The sequence below is a fragment of the Paenibacillus sp. ACRRX genome, from assembly GCF_022346885.1.
Lineage (GTDB): Bacteria > Bacillota > Bacilli > Paenibacillales > Paenibacillaceae > Paenibacillus_B.
Window position 1 is genome coordinate 38,349 of record NZ_JAKRNK010000002.1, and the last position, 26,689, is coordinate 65,037.

At 46.8% G+C, this 26,689-nt stretch carries 27 protein-coding genes; 1 reads left to right on the forward strand and 26 read right to left on the reverse strand.

Features of this window, described 5'->3' with window-relative positions:
* Positions 1-79: 79 nt before the first annotated feature.
* From MH117_RS06060 to MH117_RS06160, 21 genes are all read right to left on the reverse strand, one after another.
* Positions 80-349 (reverse strand): spore coat protein CotJB, encoded by a 270-nt coding sequence (locus MH117_RS06060; protein WP_239327792.1) that lies wholly within the window; start codon positions 347-349, stop codon positions 80-82.
* Complete coding sequence (locus MH117_RS26490) at positions 346-525, reverse strand: spore coat associated protein CotJA (protein ID WP_239328662.1); 180 nt, start codon at positions 523-525, stop codon at positions 346-348. Before MH117_RS26490 ends, MH117_RS06060 begins: the two co-directional genes overlap by 4 nt.
* A gap of 227 nt (positions 526-752) precedes the next feature.
* Complete coding sequence (locus MH117_RS06070; RefSeq protein ID WP_343224441.1) at positions 753-1,493, reverse strand: YwiC-like family protein; 741 nt, start codon at positions 1,491-1,493, stop codon at positions 753-755.
* 8 nt (positions 1,494-1,501) lie between these two features.
* Positions 1,502-2,179: a molybdate ABC transporter permease subunit gene (modB, locus tag MH117_RS06075; RefSeq protein ID WP_239327793.1), complete on the reverse strand. Its 678-nt coding sequence runs from the start codon at positions 2,177-2,179 to the stop codon at positions 1,502-1,504.
* Positions 2,176-3,000 (reverse strand): molybdate ABC transporter substrate-binding protein, encoded by an 825-nt coding sequence (modA, locus tag MH117_RS06080; protein WP_239327794.1) that lies wholly within the window; start codon positions 2,998-3,000, stop codon positions 2,176-2,178. The genes modB and modA overlap by 4 nt, the downstream gene beginning before the upstream one ends.
* A gap of 11 nt (positions 3,001-3,011) precedes the next feature.
* Positions 3,012-4,022: a GTP 3',8-cyclase MoaA gene (gene moaA, locus MH117_RS06085; protein ID WP_239327795.1), complete on the reverse strand. Its 1,011-nt coding sequence runs from the start codon at positions 4,020-4,022 to the stop codon at positions 3,012-3,014.
* A gap of 34 nt (positions 4,023-4,056) precedes the next feature.
* Complete coding sequence (locus MH117_RS06090; RefSeq protein WP_239327796.1) at positions 4,057-4,542, reverse strand: molybdenum cofactor biosynthesis protein MoaE; 486 nt, start codon at positions 4,540-4,542, stop codon at positions 4,057-4,059.
* Between the two features lie 26 nt (positions 4,543-4,568).
* Positions 4,569-5,054: a cyclic pyranopterin monophosphate synthase MoaC gene (gene moaC / locus MH117_RS06095; RefSeq protein ID WP_239327797.1), complete on the reverse strand. Its 486-nt coding sequence runs from the start codon at positions 5,052-5,054 to the stop codon at positions 4,569-4,571.
* A gap of 15 nt (positions 5,055-5,069) precedes the next feature.
* Entirely contained in the window at positions 5,070-5,300 is a 231-nt protein-coding gene (locus MH117_RS06100; RefSeq protein WP_239327798.1) for a MoaD/ThiS family protein, read from the reverse strand.
* 39 nt (positions 5,301-5,339) lie between these two features.
* Positions 5,340-6,371, reverse strand: coding sequence for a ThiF family adenylyltransferase (locus MH117_RS06105; protein WP_239327799.1), 1,032 nt, complete (start codon positions 6,369-6,371; stop codon positions 5,340-5,342).
* Positions 6,361-6,987, reverse strand: a complete 627-nt coding sequence (gene mobA, locus MH117_RS06110) for a molybdenum cofactor guanylyltransferase (protein ID WP_239327800.1) — start codon at positions 6,985-6,987, stop codon at positions 6,361-6,363. Before mobA ends, MH117_RS06105 begins: the two co-directional genes overlap by 11 nt.
* 24 nt (positions 6,988-7,011) lie before the next feature.
* On the reverse strand, positions 7,012-7,692 hold the full coding sequence (gene narI / locus MH117_RS06115; RefSeq protein ID WP_239327801.1) for a respiratory nitrate reductase subunit gamma: 681 nt from the start codon (positions 7,690-7,692) through the stop codon (positions 7,012-7,014).
* Positions 7,692-8,351 carry a nitrate reductase molybdenum cofactor assembly chaperone gene (gene narJ, locus MH117_RS06120; protein ID WP_239327802.1) on the reverse strand — a complete coding sequence of 220 codons (660 nt, stop codon included), beginning with the start codon at positions 8,349-8,351 and terminating at the stop codon, positions 7,692-7,694. Before narJ ends, narI begins: the two co-directional genes overlap by 1 nt.
* 43 nt (positions 8,352-8,394) lie before the next feature.
* Positions 8,395-9,864: a nitrate reductase subunit beta gene (gene narH, locus MH117_RS06125; RefSeq protein WP_239327803.1), complete on the reverse strand. Its 1,470-nt coding sequence runs from the start codon at positions 9,862-9,864 to the stop codon at positions 8,395-8,397.
* Complete coding sequence (locus MH117_RS06130; RefSeq protein WP_239327804.1) at positions 9,854-13,534, reverse strand: nitrate reductase subunit alpha; 3,681 nt, start codon at positions 13,532-13,534, stop codon at positions 9,854-9,856. The genes narH and MH117_RS06130 overlap by 11 nt, the downstream gene beginning before the upstream one ends.
* Positions 13,535-13,652: 118 nt before the next feature.
* Positions 13,653-14,222: a molybdopterin-guanine dinucleotide biosynthesis protein B gene (gene mobB / locus MH117_RS06135; RefSeq protein ID WP_239327805.1), complete on the reverse strand. Its 570-nt coding sequence runs from the start codon at positions 14,220-14,222 to the stop codon at positions 13,653-13,655.
* A gap of 16 nt (positions 14,223-14,238) precedes the next feature.
* On the reverse strand, positions 14,239-15,513 hold the full coding sequence (locus MH117_RS06140) for a molybdopterin molybdotransferase MoeA (RefSeq protein ID WP_239327806.1): 1,275 nt from the start codon (positions 15,511-15,513) through the stop codon (positions 14,239-14,241).
* Positions 15,514-15,526: 13 nt separating this feature from the next.
* Positions 15,527-17,080, reverse strand: coding sequence for a nitrate/nitrite transporter (locus MH117_RS06145; RefSeq protein ID WP_239327807.1), 1,554 nt, complete (start codon positions 17,078-17,080; stop codon positions 15,527-15,529).
* 123 nt (positions 17,081-17,203) lie between these two features.
* Positions 17,204-18,097, reverse strand: a complete 894-nt coding sequence (locus tag MH117_RS06150; RefSeq protein ID WP_239327808.1) for a hypothetical protein — start codon at positions 18,095-18,097, stop codon at positions 17,204-17,206.
* Positions 18,090-18,743, reverse strand: coding sequence for a response regulator (locus MH117_RS06155; protein WP_239327809.1), 654 nt, complete (start codon positions 18,741-18,743; stop codon positions 18,090-18,092). Before MH117_RS06155 ends, MH117_RS06150 begins: the two co-directional genes overlap by 8 nt.
* 18 nt (positions 18,744-18,761) lie before the next feature.
* Positions 18,762-20,009 carry a sensor histidine kinase gene (locus MH117_RS06160; protein WP_239327810.1) on the reverse strand — a complete coding sequence of 416 codons (1,248 nt, stop codon included), beginning with the start codon at positions 20,007-20,009 and terminating at the stop codon, positions 18,762-18,764.
* A gap of 330 nt (positions 20,010-20,339) precedes the next feature.
* Between MH117_RS06160 and MH117_RS06165 the strand changes: the two genes are divergently transcribed.
* Positions 20,340-21,014, forward strand: a complete 675-nt coding sequence (locus MH117_RS06165) for a CerR family C-terminal domain-containing protein (protein ID WP_239327811.1) — start codon at positions 20,340-20,342, stop codon at positions 21,012-21,014.
* 56 nt (positions 21,015-21,070) lie between these two features.
* On the opposite strand, the gene MH117_RS06170 is transcribed toward MH117_RS06165, so the two are convergent.
* From MH117_RS06170 to MH117_RS06190, 5 genes are all read right to left on the reverse strand, one after another.
* Entirely contained in the window at positions 21,071-22,357 is a 1,287-nt protein-coding gene (locus tag MH117_RS06170) for a M24 family metallopeptidase (RefSeq protein ID WP_239327812.1), read from the reverse strand.
* A gap of 772 nt (positions 22,358-23,129) precedes the next feature.
* Entirely contained in the window at positions 23,130-23,717 is a 588-nt protein-coding gene (locus tag MH117_RS06175; protein ID WP_239327813.1) for a YdeI/OmpD-associated family protein, read from the reverse strand.
* A gap of 106 nt (positions 23,718-23,823) precedes the next feature.
* Complete coding sequence (locus MH117_RS06180) at positions 23,824-24,243, reverse strand: SRPBCC family protein (RefSeq protein ID WP_239327814.1); 420 nt, start codon at positions 24,241-24,243, stop codon at positions 23,824-23,826.
* Positions 24,240-24,569, reverse strand: a complete 330-nt coding sequence (locus MH117_RS06185) for an ArsR/SmtB family transcription factor (protein ID WP_239327815.1) — start codon at positions 24,567-24,569, stop codon at positions 24,240-24,242. Before MH117_RS06185 ends, MH117_RS06180 begins: the two co-directional genes overlap by 4 nt.
* A gap of 670 nt (positions 24,570-25,239) precedes the next feature.
* The gene (locus MH117_RS06190) at positions 25,240-26,409 is read right to left on the reverse strand and encodes a serine hydrolase domain-containing protein (RefSeq protein WP_239327816.1); all 1,170 of its coding nucleotides are present in this window, start codon (positions 26,407-26,409) and stop codon (positions 25,240-25,242) included.
* Between the last annotated feature and the right edge of the window lie 280 nt (positions 26,410-26,689).

Here is a 26,689-nt window from a genome sequence, read left to right on the forward strand (position 1 = left end):
CGCTGCTCTATGATTCAAGGGAATCATGATACTAGAAATGAAATAAAACAAGATGATGTAGCTGCTCGCCTAACTAGCCTTACACTTGCCAAGGCCATGGCGTATTAACCCATGTAAATGGGGTTCCAGAATAATCACGGCCGAAATTTTGTAGTGGGCCGTAACGCTCTTGATACGCTTGTGCCAGCTTTGTCCTTTCACTCACATAATGATTGAATTGTTGAATCGCTTGAGCGTCATCAGGATGAGTATCGAGGTACAGGTTTAACTCTACCAACACAAAGTCAACCTCTTGAAGCTGCCGCAAATGTTGGAAATATTCTGGAGATTGGAACGGGTGCCCTGTCATGTGTCATGTCCTCCCCGCTTTGGTCGGTATGAACTATACAATGCTGGCCATAATGTGCCAATGCATAAAGCCTGTTCCGGTGAGAACTGCGGCAGATTGGGGGGCTGAAACGTCATGTATTGATTTGGCGGTACTACATAAGTCTTAAACGCAATCGGAGGGCACGGGTCGCACACTCCTCTGAACGGTACATAGAATCGTTCTTCTTGTAAAGTTCCTGGTCCATTGTTATTCGGGTTATGATTCGGAATTGGCCCAACTATGCCTGCTGTTTCCGAGTGGACGTGCGGTGTATTAGCATATGTCATACACGCATTCCTCCTGATGTGGTGACAGATTATCAGTATCCTTCTTTATTAAGTTATGAAGGGCCAGGGATGTCTCATTCCAGAAGAAATGCTAATTAGAACACAATCCATGATATAACGATAAACTGCACGGCACCCATAATCTCGAAAATCCCTGCCTTCATCGGACGCATCTGCTTCCCTGCCAAGAGAAACGTTCGAATAAGCGGTATAACAAATGGAAGCGTCATCCAAGGATAACCACATGCCCATGACACGAATAAAATCAACACATGATAGGTGCGAGCCGTAGCCTCCCATTGCTTATTGCCTCGCTCTCGGAATATTGTTTTCACAAAGAAAGCTGTCCCCATAAAATACAAAAAGTTAATCAGCGTAACCATCAGCATCGTCTTGTCCCAACCGCCACTGCCAAACAAATAAGCAACTGCTCCCCCCAAGGAAAAGATCAGAATCGCGCACAGATCATTCACGATGGCTCGCTCTGATTTATGCTTCACATGCCAGATGTTAACGATCAAGAGCAGTACGAATGGGATCCCGAAATAACATAATGAGGGCTTCTGGAAGAGCGGATACGCGAGTGCTGCCAGCGCGATGATTCCATAGTTGGCTGACCACTTCAGCAGATGATCACGCTGTTTGCTCCGTTTCAACGCTTGCAGAGAGGCATACGATGCTAAATAAAAGAACAACCAGGCAATAAACAATAATAGATGACCCCACTGCGGCGTACCTGCCATCATCCCAAATAAGAACGGAACGCTGATCATTGCCCACCCACCATGTTCATGAGGAATCACAATCCCCTTTTGTGCAGACTTCAATTGCTTCACCTACTTTATCATGATGTTCGCTGTCGTCCAGTCAAGAGCAGCAATAGAAATGAAATAACGACCATAGAAATCGTCCACAACCATGCCATCATCATATTCCCTGAATCGACCGCAACAAAAATAGCTGTAGGAACGGTCTGCGTCTTCCCTGGAATATTGCCTGCGACCATTAACGTCGCACCGAATTCGCCTAAACTGCGCGCGAAGCTCAGAATATAGGCGGTGATGACCGATGGAAAAGCTAGCGGGAGCGTGATATAACGAAAAACCTGCCATTCACTGGCACCAATCGAACGTGCGGCATCGGCTAAATGATGATCAATAGCACGAAACCCTGTCTTCATCGTCTGATAGACGAGGGGAAACGATACGACGACAGATGCAATGACGGCAGCTCCCCATGAGAAGATGATCGGCGCAGAGAATAGCCATTCTGCGAACTGGCCGATCCAGCTACGGCGTCCTAGCGCAACGAGAAGCAGGAACCCAACCACCGTCGGCGGCAAGACAAGAGGCAGCAGAAATAGTGTCTCTAACAGCACCTTCCCTTTCGCCGAGCTTCTTGTCATCCGCCATGCCAAGGCAACACCAAAGAGCGTACCCAAGATGCTTGCAATCAGTGCAACCTGGAGCGATAATCGAATGGGATTCCATAGCTGGGCCCAATCGATTTGGATCATATTCATTTCGAATCCGGCACGGAGAATCCGTATTTCACGAAGACATCCATCGCTTCCTTCGATTGCAGATAGTCGTACAATTGTTTAGCTTCCTCGGCATGGTTTGTTGCTTGGACGATTCCGATTGGATAAGTGATCGGAGTATACAATTTAGGATCAACGGTATAGGCAATTTTCACTTTGTCCTTCGCGGTTAATGCATCCGTTTTGTACACGAATCCAGCATCGGCATTTCCCGTCTGAACATATTGCAGTACTTGGCGAACATCTTTTGCTTGGACCAATTTGGACTGTGCATCATCCCAGACGCCTGCATTCGAAAGCGCCTCTTGCGCGTATTTTCCTGCAGGAACCGTCTCAGGAATCCCGATCGCAATCTTCTGAATACCTGTTTTCAGAAGATCTTTCGCTTCTTGAACCGAAACCGATGTTTCGCTAGCAGTAATCACAGTAAGTTCATTGGCAAGAAAATTGTTCTGCTGATTCGACGCAACGAGTTGCTTGTCGACGAGCACTTGCATATTTTTCGAAGCAGCAGAAAGGAACAGATCAACAGGTGCCCCTTGCTCAATCTGCTGCTGCAGCGCGCCAGATCCCCCAAAGTTGAAATGAAGCTGCACACCGCTCGTCTGCGACTCATAATTCTTCTGTATCTCTTGCAAGGCATCCGTTAGACTGGCTGCAGCGGAGACCGTCAGCTTAACAGCATCCCCTTTGGAACCTGAGCTCTTGCCAGCTTGTTGATTGCCGCACCCCGAGATGACAAGAACCGTAATCAATAACATGGCGAGGAAACCCCATCTTTTTTTGGCTAAAACATGTCTCATGCGTATCTCTCCTATCCACCTATTTGTGACATTCTACGTGCCGTAGGTGCGTGTGATATCGTTACATCGTTTTTTAGAAAATGTGACATTTCATGATTTTCAGGCTTCGTACCAAGTGCATCCAAGAACAACTGGCGCATCGCCTCGTCATCCCCGACGACACGCCGGACATGGAATTGCTCTGTCCAAGCTAAGCATGGCTTGATATAACCATCAGCAGTAAGCCTTAGTCGATTACAAGTCTGACAGAAGTGCTCGCTAACGGGATGGATCAATCCAAAACTACCAAGCGCTCCATCCAAGCGGTAATTCTCTGACGGACCATTTCCTTGAACCGCTGCTTCAGGTTCATAATCCCATTGCTGTTCTGCGCAGACTTCCTTCACACGCGCGAGCGGCATGTACAAGTTCTTCCAGCCTGCATCGTGATGTCCGATTGGCATGTATTCAATGAATCGGACATGAATATCCCGGTCCAACGTTAAGCGGATAAAGTCTGCGATCTCATCATCGTTCAACCCTCTCATGAGCACCACGTTCAATTTGATGGGGCATAAACCAGCCTTCACGCAAGCATCAATGCTGTTAAGTACCTTCCGAACATCTCCGCCGCGCGTAATCAGCTTAAACCTGTCTGGATGAAGAGAATCCATGCTAATATTGACGCGTGTAAGCCCCGCCTCCTTTAATGCTTTCGCCTTTGGCGCAAGGAACATTCCGTTCGTCGTCAGTGAGATGTCTTCAATCCCGGGGGTGCACGCAATCATCGCCACGAGCTGTTCCAGATTCTTGCGCACTAACGGCTCACCGCCCGTTAATCGAATTTTACGAATGCCCATGCCGGCAACGACACGTACGACTTCGACAATTTCCTCGAACGTCAGAATTTTATCCGAGGGCTCGAACTCCATCCCTTCTTCGGGCATGCAGTAGATGCAGCGCAGATTGCAGCGGTCTGTCACCGATATTCGCAAATAATGATGCTCTCGTCCATATTTATCAATTAAGCGGGGAATGCTCATCCTGCTGCACTCCTTTCTGACGTAACTTCTGATATCACTTCTGATCTTCCTTCGGGATATCTGCAAGCAATGGCCGTCCCTCCAGGTACTCCTGTTGATTAACCTGATCGCCAATCCATTCGGAGCCGTCCACACCATGTTCTTTTTTCCAGATGGGCACAATCTGTTTGATCCGTTCAATAACGTATTCATTCGCTTCATAAGCCGCTTTGCGGTGCGGCGAAGAGACGGCAATCACGACGGCCGTATCCAATATTTCTAGACGGCCCACACGATGCGTCACCGCAACGACAGTATCTGTCCAGCGCTCACGAACCTCTCGCCCGATTCGCTCCAATTGGGCGACCGCCATGCTTGTGTAGGCTTCATATTCGAGATACAAAGTCTGTTTGCCACAAGTCAGCTCACGCACCGTGCCTAGAAATAACGTGATTGCACCTGCTTCCCTTCGTTTCACTTTATTCAAGACTTCATCCAGCACGATCGGCTGATCCGTAATCACAAACAACGAGCTATTCATTCTTTCACTCCTATCTAAGGGCGGGCTTACGAATTTGCACGCACATAATCACCGCTTTTACCGCCTTGTTTTTGCTCCAAATAGGTCGGACCTAGTAGCATATCTTTATCAATCGCTTTGCACATGTCATAAATCGTGAGACCCACAACCTGGGCTGCCGTTAAGGCTTCCATTTCAACCCCCGTCACTCCCGTTGTCTTGACCTGTACTCTGAAGGATAATGTCTGCACATCTTCGATCGCAAATGTGATATCAATGCCCGCGAGCGGCAGCGGATGGCACATGGGAATGAGATCTGCCGTCTTCTTTGCTGCCATAATGCCAGCTACTTGTGCTACCGCCAGCACATCGCCTTTACGAATCGATCCTTCTTGAATGCGTTGCAACGTCTCCTCCCGCATGTGAATCTGACTCTTAACGATCGCGGTACGCTTCGTCTCGGTTTTGTCCGTCACATCGACCATATGGGCCCTTCCTTGATGATTAAAATGCGTCAAATTGTCCTCTAACATCTGTATAGCCCCTTTCTACCCTCCACTGACTGGAGGCAGCAATGCTACTGTATCATTTGGTGATATGATGTAGAAAGAATCGACAAATTGTTCATTGACCGCAATCATGACATGATCCAGCAGCAGAGTCGGGTAACGATTATTTAACTCTTGCAATAGATCAGCCACCGTGATCGAACCGAGTTCCAACTCTATGCTGGATGCACCTAACTGTTCACTTAAATGGGCAAAACATAGTATTTTCATAAGCTCACCTTCCTGTCTTCTCTTCGAGAGATCCATGATCTAGGTTAAGTATCGATGATACAGCTTCTTGGCTTCCAGCGGGTCGGAGGTACCATGAATCAGTGCTCTGCCATCTTGGAAAATAACAAGACGATAGTGGCTCTCTTGAATTTGCAGGAGATAGGGATTCGACTTCACCTCGGCATGCAATTGCACAGCATGAGAGGCTACCCGATCCAAATCTAGCAGCTCTCGCCGTGGATAACGCACCCATACGGAAGATCGACCGCATAACACTTCTGTTCGCATGGCCGACTCCGACCTCATATACGGATAGCTCGGTTGAGCTCCGCATGTCGGACAAGCCTCACGCTTTCCCGTCATACTCAATCGAATGGATTGGTGCATGTTCGACCAGAGATCAAAAACAGTAAATCGATGCGACATCTGCGCTCGATTCCCAGAAAACCATTTGAGCGCTTCAGCCGATTGCATGGCCACGACCATCTGCACCGCTGGAGCAATAATCCCCTCTCGATCACAAGATGCAGCTCCGATCGGCATCCGTTCCAACACGCAGTGCAGACATGGCGTCTGCTCCGGAATAAAGCTGCACACTGCGCCATAACTGCCCGAGCAGGCACCATAGATCCATGGGATTTGGTATCGATAGGCAACATCATTCATGATATATCGTATTGCAAAATTATCCGTTGCATCGAGCATCAAATCTACCTTCGTATGATCAAGCAATTCAACAAGATCAGAGGCTGTACAATCCATAACATGCGCATGCACGGTGATATCGGAATTAATCTGCTGAAGTCGGTTCGCTGCCGCGACAGCTTTGGGCAGTTGTTCAATTACATCCTCCTCACTGTAGAGCGACTGTCGCTGCAAATTACTCCATTCCACATAGTCACGGTCAATGATCGTGATCGTGCCAACGCCTGAACGTGCCAATAGTTCCGCATTCCCGGAGCCAAGCGCACCCGCTCCAACGATCAGAACATGCTTCATCATTAATGCTTGTTGACCTGCGATACCAATTGGATTAAAGTTCTGTTGTCTGCTATACCGATCATGGGACATGAGGATTGCTGCCTCCTTTCCAATCTTGCAATAATGCCGCATATTGCTCTTCGGTATCTACATCTTCTGTAAAATGATAGTCGATTCCCGCTACTGCCCAATCGTTCTCCCCTAGACCGAGCCAATACATCGAATCCAGTAATCCGGACAATCGATATTGGCATAATTCGAGTCTCTGAATGATAGATGGAAGCATCCGATGAGGTCGATACACCCCATGCAGCATTTGATGCTTGCCATCGACAATGGGGAGAACCGCATCGTAATCGCTTGCCGCAAGCTGAGATAGCATCCACGAGGCAGCCGAAGCAGATAGCTTCGGATAATCGCACCCCACGACCCAGGCAAATTCCGTCTCTACGTGTAAAAAGCCAGCATGAAATCCGCTAAGCGGACCCTTCCCTGCATAAACATCCGGAATATAAATCACGTCGTCCTTTACCCATTTTGTATAGGATGAAGTATCGTTTGTTACGATGATCAGTCTCGTACAGATCGATTGCATCACCTTGATTTGCCGTTCAATAAAACGCTCCCCTCTGTATAGCAAGAGCGCTTTATTTCGACCATTCATCCGAGAATTGCGGCCTCCAGCCAGAATGATACCTGTTAACATCTGAGCACCGCCTTCTCTGAATGTTTACTTGCGTTTCCGGTACACCACATAACTGCGTGATAGGTATTTGATCGGCATGCTTAGCATGTGTACAAGTCTTGTAAAAGGAAATACGGCAAATAGTGCTAGACCCAGAATAATATGAACTTTGAAAATGATAGGTACGGTATTCATTAACTTATAATCTGGCATGAACAACATTACGCCGCGCATCCATGGTCCTATCGTCTCCCGGTAATCAAACCCAGAGCGGTCGGTCATATTGAACAGCGTCGCCGCCATGCCTACCACCACAATGAGCGTGAGCAAAATGATCGACAGTATATCGCCGAAGCTGCTCGTTCTACGAATCCGAGCATCCAAGAATCGACGGATTACAAGAATGATACAGCCGATAAGCGTCATCAGGCCCGCTGCCGATCCGATCCAAAGTGCCATCGTATGATACAGATGATCCGAGACACCGAGTGATTCGAGCCACGACTTCGGAATCAGAATCCCACCAACATGACCGAAGAAAACGAGCATGATGCCGATATGAAATAGATTGCTGCCCCACCGAAGCTTCTTCTTCTCAAGCATTTCACTCGATTTCGCGGTCCATCCGAACTGATCTGTCTGATAGCGATAATAGAGACCTACCAGAAAGATGATGAGAATCATATAGGGGTAGATCACCCAAAGAAATTGACTTCCCCACGACATTACACATTCCTCCCTACGCTGCCATACCCCGCAGTCGCCCACATCGGTCCGCATCCGAGTGAAGGTGGTGTATCTGCACAACCGGAAAATGCTGTCATCTCAAAGCAGCCTTCCGTCATGCCCGATTGATCTATGATGAATAGCATTGCATCGAGCACATGTCGGTAGGGACTACTCATATGATGGAGCGCATCTCGGATACTCACTAACGCTTTCCGGAACGAGACCAGCAAGCCGATCCCTCGTTCCTCACTCGCTACCGCTACATATTCCAGGACCAACGGCAAATAATCCGGCAATTCATCCGTGTCGAGGACAATCTCCTCTTCTTCATACACTTGTTTCAGCTTCAATAATGCCGGACCACGTTCACGATCATCCCCGAGCTGTCCGTAAGTCAAATACATATTTGCTTTTTTACTAAAATCAAAGGTCTTCACATAAGCCGCTGTAATGGCCTCTGTATCCATCCCCACAAATTCAGCGAGACATTGACCCGCAAACTCTTGCAGCGACTTTGCAGTCGAAGCTTCCTCGTCTTGGATCAAATGGCACCAATTCACGTACATCTCATCTGCCGAGTCCTGCCACGCAGCATCCGGATATTGTAATAGCTGCGAGAAGAGCATCCAGCTAGAGCGTCGCGTTAACTCTTTCATGTTCGATCCCTCCTTGTCCGTCCTTATCTGATGATTAACAGGCTTAACCGCCGCAGGGTCCTGGACCCCCCATCATATTCGTAAATCCGCACGCACCTTGCTCCGAATAGAGATCCGCAAATTCCTCGCGATGCGCTGACGGAATGACAAAACGGTCTTCGTACTTCGCAATCGCCAATAGGCGGTACATTTCTTCCGTCTCTTTAGCTGTCATCCCGAATTGTTCCAGCAATACGAGGTCAGGCGCCTTCTTCAAGTTAAGTGAACGCATATGCGAACGCATAACAGCCATTTTCATCAGCACGTTCGTGATGACTTCGGTATCTCCAGCTGAGAGTAGATTCGCGAGGTATTGCACGGGAATTCGCATATCGTCAATCGCTGGGAAAATATCATCTGGTGACGCTGTCGCTCCTTGGCCTTCCACCATGTTCGTGATCGGGCTGAGCGGTGGAACATACCAGACCATCGGCAGTGTCCGATATTCAGGATGAAGCGGGAGCGCGATTTTCCAATCGACCGCCATCTTATAGATCGGTGAACGCTGCGCATGCTCAATCCAATCTTCTGGAATATTCGCTGTACGTGCCGCGGCAATCACTTCAGGATCATTCGGATCGAGGAAAATATCCAATTGCGCTTCGTAGAGCTTCTGTTCGTCTGTGACGGAAGCTGCTGCTTCCACTCGATCTGCATCATAGAACATGACACCAAGGTAACGGATACGTCCCACGCATGTTTCCGAACAAATCGTTGGCAATCCCTGCTCGATTCTCGGGAAGCACAAGGTACATTTCTCCGCTTTATTTGTCTGCCAGTTGAAGTAGACTTTCTTGTACGGACAGCTCGATACGCAGAACCGCCAAGAGCGGCATGCGTTCTGATCGACAAGCACAATCCCGTCCTCTTCACGCTTATACATCGCACCGGATGGACAGCTGGATACACAGGACGGATTGATGCAATGCTCACAAATTCTTGGCAAATACATCATAAACACTTGCTCGAATTCCATCCGCACTGCTTCTTCGATGCCCGCCATATTTGGATCCTGATAACCCGACTCATGCACACCTGCGAGATCGTCTTCCCAGTTCGGTCCCCACTCCAAGTTCATAAATTCGCCTGTAATTTGGGATTTCGGCCTTGCTACTGGCTGATGTTTGCGCTCCGGACTTTGCTGAAGCTTCTCATAATCATAGTCCCACGGTTCGTAATATTCATCGATCGTTGGTTGATCCGGATTGTGGAAAATATTTTTCAAACGGTTGATGCGACTGCCGGAGCGAAGCTCCAGCTTGCCCTTCTTAAGCACCCAGCCGCCTTTATATTTATCTTGATTCTCCCACTGCTTGGGATATCCTATGCCTGGCTTGGTCTCGACATTATTGAACCACATATATTCCGCACCTTTACGGTTCGTCCATGTGTTCTTACACGTAACAGAGCAAGTATGGCATCCGATGCATTTATCCAAGTTCATAACCATCCCGATTTGCGCTTTAATCTTCAAGCCAGTTCACCTCCTCAAGTTTGCGGATCACAACGTACAGATCACGCTGATTCCCTGTTGGTCCGTAGTAGTTGAATCCGTAACTCAGCTGCGCATACCCGCCAATCATATGCGTGGGCTTCACATGAATTCGTGTCGGGCTATTATGCGTTCCGCCGCGTGTCGTTGTCACATCAGTCGCAGGCACATTGATTGTCCGATCTTGTGCATGGTGCATATAGGCCATGCCACGCGGCATCCGATGGGTTACTACCGCACGCGCAACGACGGCGCCATTCTGATTGAAACATTCAATCCAATCGTTATCCATGACCTCCGCATCAGCGGCGTCGTCTTTGTTGATCCAGACGGTTGGCCCACCGCGGAACAGCGTAAGCATCGGCAAGGAGTCGAAATACATACTGTGAATCGACCATTTGTTATGCGGTGTCATGAAGTTCAGGACGATTTCCTTTCCTTTCGTCGCCGGGCGCTTCTTGTTCGTATGGAACGGCGCATGCTTCATCGTCGGCTTGTAAATCGCCATATTCTCGCCAAATTCGGTCATCATCTCATGGTCCAAGAAGTAATGCTGACGTCCTGTCAGCGTGCGATATGGAATCAAGCGTTCAACATTCGTTGTAAATGGTGAATAACGGCGTCCATGCTGCTCAGATCCACTGAAGGCAGGTGAAGTGATGACCGTCTTCGGCTGCGTCGTAATCTCGTTGAAGGTGAATCGTTCTTCAATGCGATCCTCCGCCAAATCTTTCAATTTAAGTGCCGTTTTCTTCTCTAATGCCTCCCACGCTTTGACGGCCATTTTCCCGTTACTCGTGGAGGACAACGTGAGAATGGCTTCCGACATGTGACGATCCGTGACGAGTTTTGGGCATCCTTCACTGATCCCGGCTTCATCGACGACTCCATTCACTTTTTTCATCAATTCGTATTCATCTGCCGCAGACCAGTTCATTCCTTTGATGCCGTACGGCTTATCTTTAATGTTCGGTCCAAGCGCCGTCATTTTCTTATACACCGTGGCATAATCCCGCTCCACGATCACGAACTTCGGCATCGTCTTGCCTGGAATCGCCTCGATCTCGCCTTTGCTCCAGTCGAGAATCTTGCCGAAAGGCTGCGCAAGCTCATCGGGTGTATCATGCTGCAGCGGCACGGCAACAATATCGCGCTGTGGCGCATCGAATTGCGTGGCTGCCATTTCCGAGAAGGTCTTTGCAATCGTTTTAAATGTTTCCCAATCCGACTTGGATTCCCATAATGGCGGTACAGCTGGATTGAAGGGATGGATGAAGGGATGCATGTCAGTCGACGAAAGATCGCTCTTCTCATACCAGGTTGCCGCGGGCAGGACGATATCGGAGTATACGGCTGTTCCGGACATGCGGAAATCGATATCCACCATGAGATCGAGCTTACCCTCAGCTGCCTGTTCATGCCATGTCATCTCCACAGGACGAATTGTCTCCGAGTCATCATTTAATAGACCGTTATGAGCACCAAGCAGGTATTTCAAGAAATATTCATGCCCTTTTCCCGAGCTGGAGATCAAATTCGCGCGCCAGACGAACATTACTTTCGGATGATTCATCTCGGCATCTGGATCTTCGATCGCAAACTTCAATTCGCGATTCTTGAGCCTGTTGGCAACATAGCTCGCAATCGTCTCGGGGGTGTCATGTCCCTGCGCGGCCGCTTCATTAGCCAGGTCAATGGAATTTGCGTTAAACTGCGGATAAGAAGGCAGCCAGCCTAAGCGTGCAGCCATGACGTTGTAATCTGCATAGTGCGCATAACGTGCTTTGTCGACTAGGGCTGACGTATGTCCATCCACAGGATTCGATTCGAACCGCCATTGATTCGTTGCAAAGTAGAAAAAGGAGGTCCCGTTCATCTGACGCGGGGGCATCGTCCAGTCTCTTGCGAAGGCGACGTTCGACCACCCTTCCGCAGGACGCAGTTTCTCTTGTCCCACGTAATGCGCCCAACCGCCGCCATTGACTCCTTGGCAGCCTGTCATTAAGACCAGGTTCAGCACACTCCGATAGATCGTATCCGAGTTATACCAGTGGTTGATCCCCGCTCCGACTATGATCATCGAGCGGCCTTCACTTTCGACCGCATTTTGCGCAAACTCTCTCGCTATCTGAATAACGGATGCGCGATCAACGCCCGTAATTTGTTCTTGCCACGCAGGCGTATATGCGATGCTCGCGTCATCGTAGTCGCTGCCATGGAGCGAATCGACGCCATATTGAGCGAGCATGAGATCGAACACGCTTGTGACACGATATTCCGCACCGCCTTCCCCCTTAATCACCTTGTACGGGATTAACCGAGAAATCGCAGATTTGCCTTCTTCGGCGAAATAAGGAAGCTTGATCTCAAGCTGGCCGTCAGCAGATTCCCGCAATCCAAGCTGCGGCGCGATCTCTTCACCTGTTAACGTATCTGTCATCTCCAGATTCCATTTACCCTCCTCGCCCCAACGTGAGCCGATCGTGCCGTTTGGAATACGAAGTTCACCTGAGATCTCATCGATAAGAACCGTCTTCCATTCCTTGTTATTCGTCTCAATTCCGAGATCGTTCGCCGTGAGGAACCGATTCACCGTGTATGCACCATCTTGTTCTTGAAGCAGTACAAGGAACGGGAAATCGGTATATTTCTTCGAGTAACTCTCAAAATACGACGTTCTTTGCTTCACATAGAACTCGTTCAGTATGACATGCCCCATCGCCATGGCGAGTGCGCCATCCGTCCCTTGCTTCGCTGGCAGCCATTTATCGGCGAATTTCACGAATTCCGCGTAATCCGGACTGATCGATACGACTTTGGTCCCGCGATAACGAGCTTCCGTCATGAAATGCGCATCCGGCGTTCTTGTCATCGGCAAGTTCGAGCCCCAGACGAGCAAGTAACTCGAGTTGTACCAGTCACTGCTCTCAGGAACATCCGTCTGATCGCCCCAGATTTGCGGGGATGCTGGCGGTAAATCCGCATACCAGTCGTAAAAGCTGAGCAGCGGCGAGCCGATGAGGGATAAGAAACGTGAGCCTGCTGCATAACTGACCATCGACATCGCCGGAATCGGGGAAAACCCGATCACACGGTCCGGACCATATTGTTTGATGGTATCGATCATGGAAGCAGAGATGATCTCAGATACTTCATCCCACGATGCTCGAACCATGCCGCCTTTTCCGCGAGCCGATTTATACATTAGTTTTTTGTTATCATCTTGTACAATCGATTTCCACGCCGCAGCGGGATCAGCATGTTTGCTCTTTGCTTCACGCCATAGATTCAGCAGCTTGCCACGAATATAGGGATATTTCACACGCAGCGGGCTGTAGAGATACCAGGAAAAGCTGGCTCCACGCGGACAGCCGCGCGGCTCGAATTCCGGCATATCCGGTCCTGTCGTTGGATAATCCGTCTGCTGCGTCTCCCACGTGACAATCCCGTCTTTCACAAATATTTTCCAACTACATGAACCTGTACAGTTTACGCCATGTGTTGAACGAACAACTTTGTCGTGCTGCCAGCGATTCCGGTACATATTCTCCCAAGAACGATCGGCTGTGGATTCTTCGCTCCACCCTTCCGCATTCGTCTCGCGCTTACGGAAAAACTTCAGCTTTTGTATTAGCGGGTTGGTCTTGTTCATCGTTCCAGCTCCTTGCGCCTTATGATACTTCTATTGTAGAGGCTGGAGCTGGTGGTTAAGAGTGGGGAACTCCCTCATTCCATGGTAGGGATTCCCCGATATCGACGATAAAAATGGACTACAGGAGAGATCGAGCGAGGGAAATGGCTTTGTGCAGGATGTCTTCCTGCTCTTTGATATACAGTATTAATTTTGATGATATATCCGCAATTTGGAGTGTCGAGCCTTGTTCTTGCAAAACTTCATGCGCCTCCCAACTGATCCAAAGGCGAATATCTGCTGCTTGAGCGAGTAAATCACGCATCTCCACAACATGATGAATCAACGCGATCTTTGGATATCGAGCCGATTTAAAGCCTTCGGCGATAATAATATCTACCTTGCCATACAGCTGCTGCGCAATTTCATCTAGCGATGTAGAGCTTTTCCTCATAGAGCGTGTCGCCGTCGATGAAGTTAATATGGTCTCTAGCGCACCATGAGACAGATGCTTCTCACTATCAGTCTCATAGTCATCCAAACGGAATTCGTGCGCATCATGCTTAGCCGAGCCGACTCGCAGCCCTTGCGCAGTAAGTGCGGCGATAAGCTTGCAAGCAAGCGTTGTTTTGCCGCTGTTTTTGTAACCGATAATTTGCAGAACGGGAACTGCTCGTACGATGAAGTTGTCATCAGATCGAATGCTCATGCCACTTCTTGCTCCTTTATTCACAGATTCCCTTTAAGGGAATAATCTCGACGAGCGCACCTTCCTGATACCCGTCCGGAGAACCTGGCAGACAGATCAAGCAATTCGCATCTCGCAAAGATACGGTTACACTCGACATATCATAGCCTACGGGTGCTGCCGTTAGTTTGCCTGCTTGTTCGGACATACGTCCACGGATAAAACGCGTAAAGCGATCCGATTTTACATAATTCACGGTTAATGTCGCCATTATACGGGGTTCAGGGATGAGATCGGCCCCCATCATACCGCGGAGTGCAGGGCGAAGGAACAATCTGCAGCCCACATAACATGCAGCGGGGTTGCCGGACAACGCGAATATCAGCTTCCCGTGCCACATCCCAAACGTTGTCGGACTTCCTGGGCGCATCATCACCTTGTTGAATACCAAATCGCCATCCCATTCCTGCGTCACATCATACAGAATGTCATGATCCCCGACAGATACACCGCCCGTCGTAACAACGACGTCATGTTCTAAAATTGCCTTACGGATCATTTGTTTCGCAATGACCGCATCGTCTGGTACTTCATCCATTACAACGGGAATCCCACCGAACGCCGTAATGGCGGCAGCCAACATATACGCGTTGCTGTTTCGAACACGCCCAGGCGCTAAGGCATCTTCCACACGCAGCAGCTCCGCACCGGTGGCAAGAATCGCAACCCGAGGCTGCTGATAGACTTGTACCGTATGGATACCGAACATCGCCAGCAGCGCAATTTCGCCAGCACCGATCTGAACACCCGAACACAGGACGGTTTCCCTCTCGGTGATTTCGACGCCAATTGGGGACACATTTTCCCCTATGGCAACAACCCCCTTCACCTTACATAGCTCCGTACCATCCGGTCCGCTCTCTTCCGCTGTCATCTCGTATTTGATCACAGCATCTGCGCCTTCTGGTACCGCAGCCCCTGTCATAATCCGAATGCATTGACCAGGTTGTAATGTCATCTTTGACACCTGCCCTGCGGGAACATTGTCGACGATATGCAGCGAGACGGGCGAACCGATCGACGCCTGTTTTGTATCCGCAGCCATAACCGCGAAACCGTCCATGCCCGAACGGCGAAAATGAGGCATTGGCTGTGGTGCGACAAGCTCTACAGCCAATGTTCTGCCAATGCTCTGCATCAAAGGTACTTCTTCCGTTGGCATGACACGCACACGATCCAGAACGAGACGTGTTGCCTCAGATACGCTAATGGCATGGCGCATAAAAGTTTTCAATTCTTTTCTGCCGTTCATGTAAATCCCCCCACTACATTACGATATTTGTTGTGTTTTTGCGGGAATGATTTATGCGTGATTGGTTCTGAATGTCTACAGGGTCGATTTCACTGAACACGCCGACATAATAATTTGTTTCTCCGACGTCATTTTGAATTCCGTTAATCGTTAGATGTTGCAGATACAATTCGCCATTTTGTTTTTTGTTCCAGATGTTTCCCGACCATGCGTGCTTCGACTTGAGCTGCTTCCACATGGACTCATAGAACGCTTGATCATGCTTTCCGGATTTCAAGAAGCCTGGCTTCTGTCCCATAGCGTCCTCCCCGCTATAACCTGTAATTTCTGTGAAAGCCGGATTGACGGTTAGAATGAGCCCTTTGGGATTGGTGACCAATACCGCTTGCGAAGTGCTCTGTACAATTTGTTCTGCTAATTTCACACGATCCTGCCAGTACATGTAGAGTACAAGAAGTACGCTGCACAACGCGACCATCGCTAGCGCCATGAATCCGATCGCATAATGACCTGTCATCGCAAGTAATAAAGACAACATGAGCGGCGGGAAGAATCCGCCTAAACCGCCAAGCGCGGATATCAGACCGTTTGCAATCCCGGATTGCTTCGCGAAGTAGAGTGGGACCAATTTGAAGATCGTCCCGTTACCTAGTCCCGCACATAGGCCAATCAACAAACAGCCCACGGTAAAGAGCGGGATCGAAGGAGAGAAAGCGAGTAGAATGCCGCCCATCGTGAGTCCACTGAACACAAACAGCAATATTTTGAATGGATTGAATTTATCCCCTAGCCATCCTCCCACCGGCCGCATAAAGGTTGCAAGGGTAACAAATCCAGCGGTACGCAAGCCTGCATCGACTTTACTGATACCGAAATTGTTCACGAGATGATTGGGCAAAAAGACGGTGAAGGCTACAAATGCCCCGAATGTAATGAAATAGAAGAAGCAAATCAGCCACAACTTCTCATTTTTGTAAATGCCTTTTATTTGTTCCATGAGGGCGACATTAAGTTTCGATTCCTTCCGATCCCCGATAAAGAAGTTTGCAATAGCAAAGATCGCGAGCAGAAGCAAATAGACTTGAACTGTCGAACGCCATCCGATCTGCGTCGCTAATACCGGGGCGAAAAATGTACTCAGCGCCGAACCCAAATTTCCAAGCCCGTAAATTCCATTAATGAACCCATGTTTCTCTTTGGGATAATATTTGGGCAAGGAGGTAACCCCTACTGAGAATGTCGCACCCGAGATCCCTAAGAACAACCCACCTATAATCAAATCGAAGAAACTGTTCGCTTGACTGATGTAGAATACAGGAGCGAGCAGCAAGACGAAGCTGATCAAAAACATGTTGCGCGCCCCGTATTTATTCGTCCAATAGCCGAACGGAATTCGTAAAATCGACCCAAGTACAACGGGTACAGCCGTGACTAACGATAATTGCCCTGGTGTTAATGGAATTCCGTCTTTGATGAATACAATTAATGATGATAAGATGCCCCATACCGCAAATCCAAGAATTAGACTCAAGGTTTGTAAGGGTAAAATTGCTTTGGATGGTCTCATGCCCATTCCTCCTCGTGAACTCGACTAGCTATGATTCATTATCCGTGGAGTATGTCATGAAAAAAATTGGGGAATTCCCTCATTTGCTTTCTAGGAAATTCCCCAATTTCGGATTTGCACTATTTAGTTCCAGTTCATCTCATCTAACAATAATCGCGTGGGTACGGTAAATCGCACCGACTGGCGTCGCTCGTCCATCATGATTTCTAAATCGCACTTTAGCGCGATCAGTTGATCTTTAACGGGATTAAACATTTCTCGAGATAAATGGCATTCCCCTTCACATTCATACTCAACCAAGGTATGTCCCGCATCGTCCTGCCCCAGCACGATCTTAGCTAGCGTATTCGCTTGGATGCAAGGGCGTACGAGCAGTTCGAGAATCGCTGCAATCTGCTCTTGCCGCTCTTGCGACAATTGTGTGATACGTTGATCTAATAGTTCGCAAATAATACCTTTAGCACGAAAATCCCGTAGCCGCTGCAGGAGCGGGGTTGTTTTGTCATGCTGCACAGCACCTTGCGTATCCTCCGATACAGGATGGATCGTGATGCTATCATATAATTCCGCGAGCTTTGCGGCAGTTCGTTCCACATGCCCTATCTCTTGTTTACCAAATGCCCGCTCCTCCCGCTGACCAACCAGCAAAACACCGTAAGATTGCTTCTGCTCGACCCGCGCCGAATCTACCGAGACGCCCATTCCAGAGCGTAACGACTCCACGAGGAAAATGGGGTACTCCAATACCTCATCTTGCACTTCTTCAGGAAAAGAAGTGACTATATGCGGTCGTCTGGCTTGCAATACCTTTCCTGCCATTCCGTTGCCCATTCGTACTGTAATTTTTTTGTATCGCTCCGATTTGGCACCAAGCGCAATTTTCCAATAAATGTCCCGATAATTCGCATCCGCGAGTGCTACAGCGACGAAGTCAAATGCCATGTCTGATTTCAACTGCTGCAATTCCAGTTGAATTCGCTGTTGGATCGTCAACGGCTGGTCACTTTCGTTAATCAAAATCAAGCAACCCCCTTCTAACAGCGAATTTCATCAATTCGCGACGATTATTTAATTGGAGCTTTTCCATGATATTAGCCTTATGGTTTTCAATCGTCTTGACACTGATCGTTAGCAGCTCAGCAGCTTCTTTGTTCGTATACCCTTTTGCAACAAGCGTCAATATCTCTTTTTCTCGCTCAGTCAACGTCTCAAAGGCGTCTTTTGTCTCTCTGGTCTGCGCTTGCAAATACCCTTCGATCACTTTCTTCGTCGCAGTTGGATGCAAATAGACAAGCCCTTGTTGGACCTGCATAATAGCCGTCACGAGCTCCGATATGGGCGCAGACTTAAGAATATAGCCCGACGCACCTGCCTTCAGTGCTCGAAATAAGTATTGCTCATCATCGTGCATCGTAAGAATAATAACCTTGACCTCTGGCATTGATTGCAGCAGCTCGCTTGTCGTATATAGACCATCTCGACCATTCGGCATGCTCAAATCCATAAGCACAAGGTCTGGATGCAGTTCAAAGGCTTTCTTCATGCACGAGATGCCGTCCGCCGCTTCTCCCACAACCTGAATTCCCGGTTTACTATCCAGAACTGCACGAAGTCCACTTCGAACAACTGCATGATCATCGACAATTAACACTTTGATATCCATCGTATATGATTCCCCCGTTTATTTAACTAACTGATCGACAATTGGTACCTTGACTTGAATCGCAGTCCCTTGCCCTGGTGTTGATTGCATTTCGAATTCCCCGCCCAGAATATTCACACGCTCCTCCATACTATAGAGTCCAACGCCTTGACGCAGTTCGGTTGTAATCACAAAGCCTATCCCATAATCGCGAATATGCAGCTCGGCGAGCGTCGGCAGCAGCTTAAGCCTAACATCGACCACTTCGGTCTGCGAATACTTCGCTGCATTGGTGAGCGCCTCTTGCACGATGCGGTAGAATGCAATTTCATGTGCCGACGGCAATCGTCCGCTGTCTCCTTCAATCGTGAACAACACTTGAATACCGAATTTCTGCCCATACAGCCTAACGTAGTTGCGGAGCGCTGCTACGAGTCCTATATCATCGAGCGCTGAAGGACGCAGTTCTACAGACAAATCTCGGATATCCTCAATGGTATGGCGAATGGATTCCTGTAAGGCAAGCAAGAGCTCGTCTGCCTCAGGATGTTCCTCCGATTCGAGTGAGGCTTTTAATACTTCCGTCTGAATCAAAATACTATACAAGGACTGACCGATTCCGTCATGCAGCTCACGTGAGATGCGTTTGCGCTCATTTTCTTGCGCAGACAAAATAGAGTGAGTAATCATTTTAGCAATCTGATGCTGTTCTTCCTGACGCTGCTCCTCCACTTCCTGCATGCGAATAATATTCAAAAAGCCATACATCGGATCTTTATATTGGGATACGCTCGCGTTCATGGATTTACTCAATCCGCTTGGCGTCGTCAGCTGCAACTCTACTGCCTGTGGGCTAGGCTCCGTAATAAAACAAGTTTGATAGGAACACAGCTTATTTAATCCTGGATAATTCGAACAAAGATTACAGAAATTCAGCGTAACGGGTTCATTGCCTATTTGCATCAACTGGACTGCCACGGGATTCATTCGCATGATATTTAATGCATGATCCAGTACCAGAATTCCATCCGGACTATGCTTGAACACATTCGAGAGCAGTTCTTGCTCAGAACGAAGTTTGTGACTCTGCCAATAAATAATAAAGAAAAATAATGTGGTAATCATCAGCACAAATAAGAAAACCGGTACAAAATTCAACCAGCTTCGATTCCCCTCATGAAGAATGGCACGAATCGCAAATACGATAATCAGTGTTGTACATATCGTTAATATCCCGTTCTTCACCATAAATCTCACGAATGTTTTTGTCTTCTGGAACGTTGACATCAATGGCGCTCATTCCCTCCGTCCTTACTTACTGAAAGTCTAGCATTGAATTTATTTATATAGCTGCCATGTTTATTACATTTTTGCGAAAGTAGGCAGCGTCAAAAATTATGTGTAAATGAAAATAACCCTTAAAACCCAAAAAAGCCGCTAATTTAGCGACTTCCTATGCGTACAAATTATTGAACTCGGACAGCTCGGTCTCATTATTATTTTTATCATAGTACAGCCGACCGTATGCATAGAAACAAAATAAGTCGCACCGTACTTTTGTTTCAATTGATTAATTCATTTGAATTAATTATACTCAACAGTATGGAGGAATGGACATTGAATACAACACTAAGCAGCGAGATGAATCAAGGAAATGAAGACTCTACCCAAACTCGTTTATTAGAAGCAGGGCTGCGAATCTTTGGATTACATGGCTATGAAGGCGTACGAACGCGAACCCTTGCAGATGAAGCGGGTGTGAACCAATCGGCGATACCCTATTATTTCGGTGGAAAAAAAGGATTGTACTTAGCGGTTACCCGTCGCTTGACAGCAGCCGTTCATGATGAATTTTTAAAGCAGGCTCTTATTGAGACAGAAGTGATCCAGAAACGCTCAAAAGCAGAAGCTGAAGTAGCTCTAAAAGAAGTCATGACACAGTTCTCCAAGACGATGATTGGCAATTATGAAACCAATGCAAGAAGCTTATTTATCGCAAGAGAGCAGCTGCAGCCTACAGAGGCTTATGATATATTGTATGAACAATTTTTCCTGCCACTACATCAGATGATTGCCGTCTTGGTGGGTAAATTAATGGAACTAGACGCAAATGATCCAAAAACGATATTAATCACGCATGCCATTGTTGGACAATCGATTGCGTTCTCTGTAGCAAAGGAAACCTATCTCAGACGCCAAGGGATGCAAGACTTGGATGAAGCACACGTTGCCTTGATCGCCAAGGAACTTGGCGAGATGTCGATTCGTACATGCGGCGATTATTCTAATTAAAAAAAGGGTACGTAACAAAGATATAAACACTCTTCCCTACGTACCCTTTTGCTATTTTACCAAGTTGCCCTCATTAACTGAGTAGAATTACTATTTAGTTCAATTCCCCCATCTTCACCCACAATCACCGTTCCGCCAAGGTTAATGACCTTCTTGCCAATCGCACAATTCGGCTCAAATGCAAATACCATTCCTGCCTTAAGTTCGGTCTCTAACCCTATGGATGGGATCGGCAGTACACTTCCGTACTCTTTCACCTCAGGCAACCGTGCAATCTCATCACCAACCCCAATAAGGCCAAATGGACTGATGGAATGAATAAGCGGATGAACGTGCCAGCCTCCTACTTCACGCAACGGCTCATTCATCGCTTTGACGACGTCTCTGAAGATAGCCCCATGCCGCAGCTCTTTTACTCCGTTCACATACGATTGATTCGCTGCCGCAGCCGCCCGCTCAAAATCTGGATGCACGGCTCCCACAGCGATTGATGGCTGATGCTGCGTCTCTAGCATTCCGAATGATGAAAATACCTCAGCCAAGATAATATCTCCTTCTTGGATCATCCGCGGCTCCTCTGGTCGATATATCCATGCGGGTAGTCCCCATCCTACGAACTCCGGTCCTGATCCCATTAAGATTGTTGTCGTGAAGCCGACATGGGTCGCACAAGCATTCATCCCTGCCGCATAAATCTCGTTTTCTCTAACGCCTGGCTTCGTCGCCTCAAGCATCGCCTGGACCATTTTTTCCCCGACGTCTGCAGACCATTTTAATACCCCGATCTCCTCCGGACTTTTCACAGAAGACAGTGCGAAAAATTTGTGGCCCACAGGCTTAAAGGTCGCATTCGGCAATCCCTTTAAGATTGTTTGCCAAGTATTATAGGGCATGGCTCCATCAAAGTAATAGGGAGGATAAGGCTCTAAACCAATTACACCAAATGCTTTATTCGTAAGTCCTCGCTCTTCCAAAATTTTCACGATGTGCGTACCCATTTTCCCGACATACATATTTTCTGGGCGTATCCAGCCTTGCGTATTCGTATATCCAGCTTGAATATGATCTTCTACAGCAGTCGCTAAAAAGACAACAGAGATCGGCTCTTCATACTTTGGAAAAATGACAATAGAACCTGGACGTTCATTCGTAAAATAGGTGTCCGGGTTGAATACAGCAGGGAATGCACCCTCTCGATCGCCATACACAATCAATACATCCACATGCTCTTCTTCCATCAGCTGATTTGCAATGTTCCATCTACGATCTCTTTCCGCAAGTGAATAGGTTGGGATTCTAGTATCTTGATACATGAGAATAGCCCCTTTCCAAATAGATGTCATGAATGAACGATTACATGGTAAGTATAATTCAATCATATGATTAATTCAATTGAATGAATTTATCTATTCGGTGAACTTCGCTTCAAATCTTCAAAATAAAGCGAATACGCTCATTATCGTCCCAGAGTTAATGCTTCAAAAGTAATTTTTAATGCGAGGATGTGGATTTATTGTTAGCATAATACCTTTTTGTTGCTGCCAGAATTCCAAAAAGCCCAAACTTACTCTAAAAAGTAAGTTTGGGCTTTTTGTCCAGAAGGGTATATTTTTAACGTTAAGGAAATAGGATAAATTTTTAATTTTTTCCCTTTCCTATTTGCTAATTTCTTAAAGTAAAACCAAGATATGCTTGAATGCAAAGGGACCTCCAGAATAAGTAGAAAATCCTAAAATGCGACCTGTGTGTCCCCATACCGATACATCATTCTGGAATCTTTGTTTCAAAGATTTCAAAGCTATATCTAGCGATTCCCGTCCTTCCTACAGAAACTGATTGTACAACTTTTGTGCAAGTGCTAAGATCAAGCCGTCATACTCTTGATTTATTCCGTTATCCATATAAAAAGTTTATCATTGTGCTTTAATGTTGTTTTGGAATAATGTTTTCCTAAGAAAGATGACACCTAATTGGGTGCACAAGAAAACAGCCAAAGACCTTGAAGGGACGGTTATGGCTGTTTCGTTTCATTTATGCATACTCCACTGTGTTTTATTTGTCCTTAGGAGTAAGATACAGCTTTACTTGCACCTTCTGTTTTTCCCATCGCACATACTAATCATTTAATCCCTTTCCATCCAGGATTTGCTGCGTGCATTTTTCAACTCTCGACTCTCTGGTTTTGGATTGTTTAGGTGCAGAAAAATGAAGAATATACGCTCTTTGCCGTCCCGGTGTCAATGCTTCAAAAGCAGTTTTTAATATAGGGATTTCATCAAATTTATTCTGAAGTTCTTCAGGGATCACAAATTCTGTATTAAAATTCACTTCCAAACCGGCTTGTTCGACTTCAATGGCTTCACGAATATAGGCTTTCAAAATAGTTTTCATTTCAACTATTTCCTGAAGATTGGTGAACCGAATCTGACGCGCCGCCTGTACATTCTCCGTTTGTTGGATTAGAATTCCATGAGCATCTCGTAACAAGGCGCCTTTGTGAAACAGCAGTGCACAGTATTCTTTAAATCCATGAATTAAAACGATGTTTTTTTTCTCAAACGTGTAGCAAGGATGCATCCATTTAAACTCCTCTGTCAGCCCACAATCGAGGACGATATTCCTCAATTCCCCATATTCTTCCTTCCACTTTTTTGCTTTACTTAAAAATCCATCAACCTTAGGATTCATTCTGCTATTTGTCATCAAGGATAACCCCTCATCAATTTTTCGTTTAGTGGAGTATGATGGAATTTTCGATCCCGAAATTAGTTACAGCCTATACACGTCTATAAATAGATCCGTTGATGGGCTACTGTTCCAGCACCTTTTCAAGCTCGCCGCACCATTTACCCCAGCCATACTTAGCTCCTGCGAGTGCTTGCTCATTCGAAATTCCGGTTTGTTCAAGGTGAAGATTAACCATTCCATCCTCTAGATGTTGGAGTGTCCAAGTGATTAAGTGCTTTTCTCCGCTTTCCCATGTATAGGACAACTTGTTAGGTGCGTCCACGATAAGCACTTCGCCTTCAATAATTCCATTCCACCATTCAGTCGGCTGAGTGCTGAACTGAAAATGATGTCCTACAACAGGTTTAAAATCATTTTCCATCGCCTGACCGGTATGGATATTGTGCACCCATTTGGCTAGCATGCTGGAATCGGTTAAGGCAGACCAAAGCTTCTCAATCGTTGTCTTGTACTGAAAATCTAAAGATAATGTTAAACTCATTCTTCTTCCTCCTCTAATAGCTGCTTCAAGCGCAGCATATTCGTACTCCAGAACTTACTATAAAAAGCCACCCAATCTTGAACTTCGCTAAGTGGAGCGGCGTTTAGCCTAAACCGCGTTTCTCTACCAACTTTCCGGTCGAGTACTAGTCCGGCCTCTTTAAGGATCGTCAAATGCTTGGATACGGCTGTACGGCCCATCTGAAACTGTGCCGTTAATTCATGAAGCGGTATCTCCTCTGCTTCTGCTAATAGTCGTATCAGTCGACGTCTAGTTGGATCTGCAATCGCATCAAACACATCTCGTAACTGGTTGTTCTCACTCACCACACTCCCTCCAAAATATTATTTTATGTCGTAGAAATCTATTGGTGGCACGAAAGGACAGCCTTTAATTATAGCCACCTCCCTAAAAGTTAGTAGCTCTTCGGACGCAGCGACCATACAGCGATATTTAGTGCAGCATATGAAAAGCGAAGTACATTATGAAAACATAATCAGCATAATGGTTAGCAAGCGCATGAGATAAAGCCGCGCCAGTCATAGTACTTTCCAAATGACTAACCCCTTATTGGACACCATTTAGTGACACTTTGATTATATGTCACCATTTGGTGTCCCGTCAAGCAGACCCACTTGGAAAGTTACAAGGTGCTTATATCTCTATTCTGCCCGCCTGCTCATAGAGTGAGTTCAAATTTATTTTAACCCTGAGCATAAGCCTGTTAATTAGCTTTCACAGCATCTTGCCCCTATCGACGGAGCCTATTCGCGATCAACAGCGCGGCTAATCCGATCGTCACCTTGAGTGTCATTGGTAGACCATTCATCACATCGACGACCATATGCAGCTTATAGCCAATGCACTACACTTGATGGTCAAATGTGTCGAAATTAACTCCCATTTAGCATTGATGCTGGTGTGTTTGCTTGTACAATAAACGACGCACCTTCCCTCATCAACAAGGGTGGCGCGCCGTTTATTGTCTTTTCTCAATTATTGACCAAATTCAGCCTTAATTACACTCAAACGCTGCTCCCACGTATCACTATGCATCGCATTAATAGCTACGGCCAGCACATGCTCCCCACCTATTAAACCCCCAGCATATGACGAACTTCCGTGTATATCGCCGCCATGTCCCCAGAACGTCTCGCCATTAGGCAGTTTCATTCCGATCATTCCTAATCCATAGAGACCTAACTCGGTTTGTACACCATTCAGCATCTGCTGTAAAGTCTCCGGCTTCAAGAGCTTACCACCTAACAACGCACTATAAAATGTATTCAAATCTTTGCCCGTGGAGATCATATCACCAGCTGCATTCCCCCACGATGGATTAATCTCGGTGAAGTCTACTAACTTATTGTCCTTACTGTTCATTGGAATCGAATAACCTCTAGCATGTACTCCTGGAATATGCGACGCGCTTCCCAGCGAATAAGTATCTTTTAATCCTAGCGGATCAATAATACGTTTCTTAACCTGCTGAGCGTAGGTGTCACCTGATGCCTTACGAATAATTTCACCAGCAAGTACGGTATTCGTATTGGAATATTCCCATTTCCCTAATTCTCCTGGGGAAAATGAAGGTTTAATCGCAAGTCCAGCTTTAATTAACTCATCTGCGTTATAGTTGCGGTACGGCGTTTTCTCGAACTCTGCAATAAATTCCCTCGTTGTATAGTTTGCTATCCCACTCGTCATCTGCAGCAAATTGCGGATCGTAATCTTATTGCCATCGTACCCATTTCCTTTCACTACGCCCGGAAGCCATTTCTCTACCGTATCTTCTAGACTTAGCTTCTTCTCGTCTACTAGCTGCAAAATAATCGTTGCAGTAAATGTTTTGGTTATACTCCCAATTCGGAAAGTGTAGTTCGATTTTATCGGATTGGAATCATGTATGCTAGCTTGCCCTGAAGCATAAGACCACTGCTCACCATTTTTCATTCCTACAGCAAATATACCTGGTGTAAACTTATGCGCAGCTGCTTGATCCAATACATGCTTCACATTGGCTCGTGAATCAACGAGAGCTTGTTGGCCCCCCATTTGCTGTTGCGATGATTGGCCTTCTTGAGCATTTACGGTTCCTTGTACAGAAAAAAGTAAGGAGCTTGCTGCTATTGCCGTCGCCAGCATAATCGTTGTTCTTTTTTTCATGTTGCTTGCTTTAGAATTCACCATAATTCCTCGCTCTCCATTTTAATATGAACTTACGCTTTCCTACTCGAATGAATTGCTTGCTTACAAATCCATCATATAGCAGCGTTCTTTCAAATTTCTTACCTGTTTCTTACATCATTCTTACGTTCTATGAAACGATCTTAGTTGAGTTGATTTCTTAGACACACTTTGAATCCCCTTCACTACAGCCGCACAAAAATGCTTCTCTATATCGTCAATAATGACAGTATAGAGAAGCATCGTAGATAAGTTAGTA

Bases quoted from the DNA above. Each gene is read 5' to 3' on its own strand.
- MH117_RS06060 (WP_239327792.1), bottom strand. From the start codon at position 349: ATGACAGGGCACCCGTTCCAATCTCCAGAATATTTCCAACATTTGCGG.
- modB (WP_239327793.1), bottom strand. From the start codon at position 2,179: ATGAATATGATCCAAATCGATTGGGCCCAGCTATGGAATCCCATTCGA.
- modA (WP_239327794.1), bottom strand. From the start codon at position 3,000: ATGAGACATGTTTTAGCCAAAAAAAGATGGGGTTTCCTCGCCATGTTA.
- moaA (WP_239327795.1), bottom strand. From the start codon at position 4,022: ATGAGCATTCCCCGCTTAATTGATAAATATGGACGAGAGCATCATTAT.
- MH117_RS06090 (WP_239327796.1), bottom strand. From the start codon at position 4,542: ATGAATAGCTCGTTGTTTGTGATTACGGATCAGCCGATCGTGCTGGAT.
- moaC (WP_239327797.1), bottom strand. From the start codon at position 5,054: ATGTTAGAGGACAATTTGACGCATTTTAATCATCAAGGAAGGGCCCAT.
- MH117_RS06100 (WP_239327798.1), bottom strand. From the start codon at position 5,300: ATGAAAATACTATGTTTTGCCCATTTAAGTGAACAGTTAGGTGCATCC.
- MH117_RS06105 (WP_239327799.1), bottom strand. From the start codon at position 6,371: ATGTCCCATGATCGGTATAGCAGACAACAGAACTTTAATCCAATTGGT.
- mobA (WP_239327800.1), bottom strand. From the start codon at position 6,987: ATGTTAACAGGTATCATTCTGGCTGGAGGCCGCAATTCTCGGATGAAT.
- narI (WP_239327801.1), bottom strand. From the start codon at position 7,692: ATGTCGTGGGGAAGTCAATTTCTTTGGGTGATCTACCCCTATATGATT.
- narJ (WP_239327802.1), bottom strand. From the start codon at position 8,351: ATGAAAGAGTTAACGCGACGCTCTAGCTGGATGCTCTTCTCGCAGCTA.
- MH117_RS06130 (WP_239327804.1), bottom strand. From the start codon at position 13,534: ATGAACAAGACCAACCCGCTAATACAAAAGCTGAAGTTTTTCCGTAAG.
- mobB (WP_239327805.1), bottom strand. From the start codon at position 14,222: ATGAGCATTCGATCTGATGACAACTTCATCGTACGAGCAGTTCCCGTT.
- MH117_RS06140 (WP_239327806.1), bottom strand. From the start codon at position 15,513: ATGAACGGCAGAAAAGAATTGAAAACTTTTATGCGCCATGCCATTAGC.
- MH117_RS06145 (WP_239327807.1), bottom strand. From the start codon at position 17,080: ATGAGACCATCCAAAGCAATTTTACCCTTACAAACCTTGAGTCTAATT.
- MH117_RS06155 (WP_239327809.1), bottom strand. From the start codon at position 18,743: ATGGATATCAAAGTGTTAATTGTCGATGATCATGCAGTTGTTCGAAGT.
- MH117_RS06160 (WP_239327810.1), bottom strand. From the start codon at position 20,009: ATGTCAACGTTCCAGAAGACAAAAACATTCGTGAGATTTATGGTGAAG.
- MH117_RS06170 (WP_239327812.1), bottom strand. From the start codon at position 22,357: ATGACATCTATTTGGAAAGGGGCTATTCTCATGTATCAAGATACTAGA.
- MH117_RS06175 (WP_239327813.1), bottom strand. From the start codon at position 23,717: ATGACAAATAGCAGAATGAATCCTAAGGTTGATGGATTTTTAAGTAAA.
- MH117_RS06180 (WP_239327814.1), bottom strand. From the start codon at position 24,243: ATGAGTTTAACATTATCTTTAGATTTTCAGTACAAGACAACGATTGAG.
- MH117_RS06190 (WP_239327816.1), bottom strand. From the start codon at position 26,409: ATGAAAAAAAGAACAACGATTATGCTGGCGACGGCAATAGCAGCAAGC.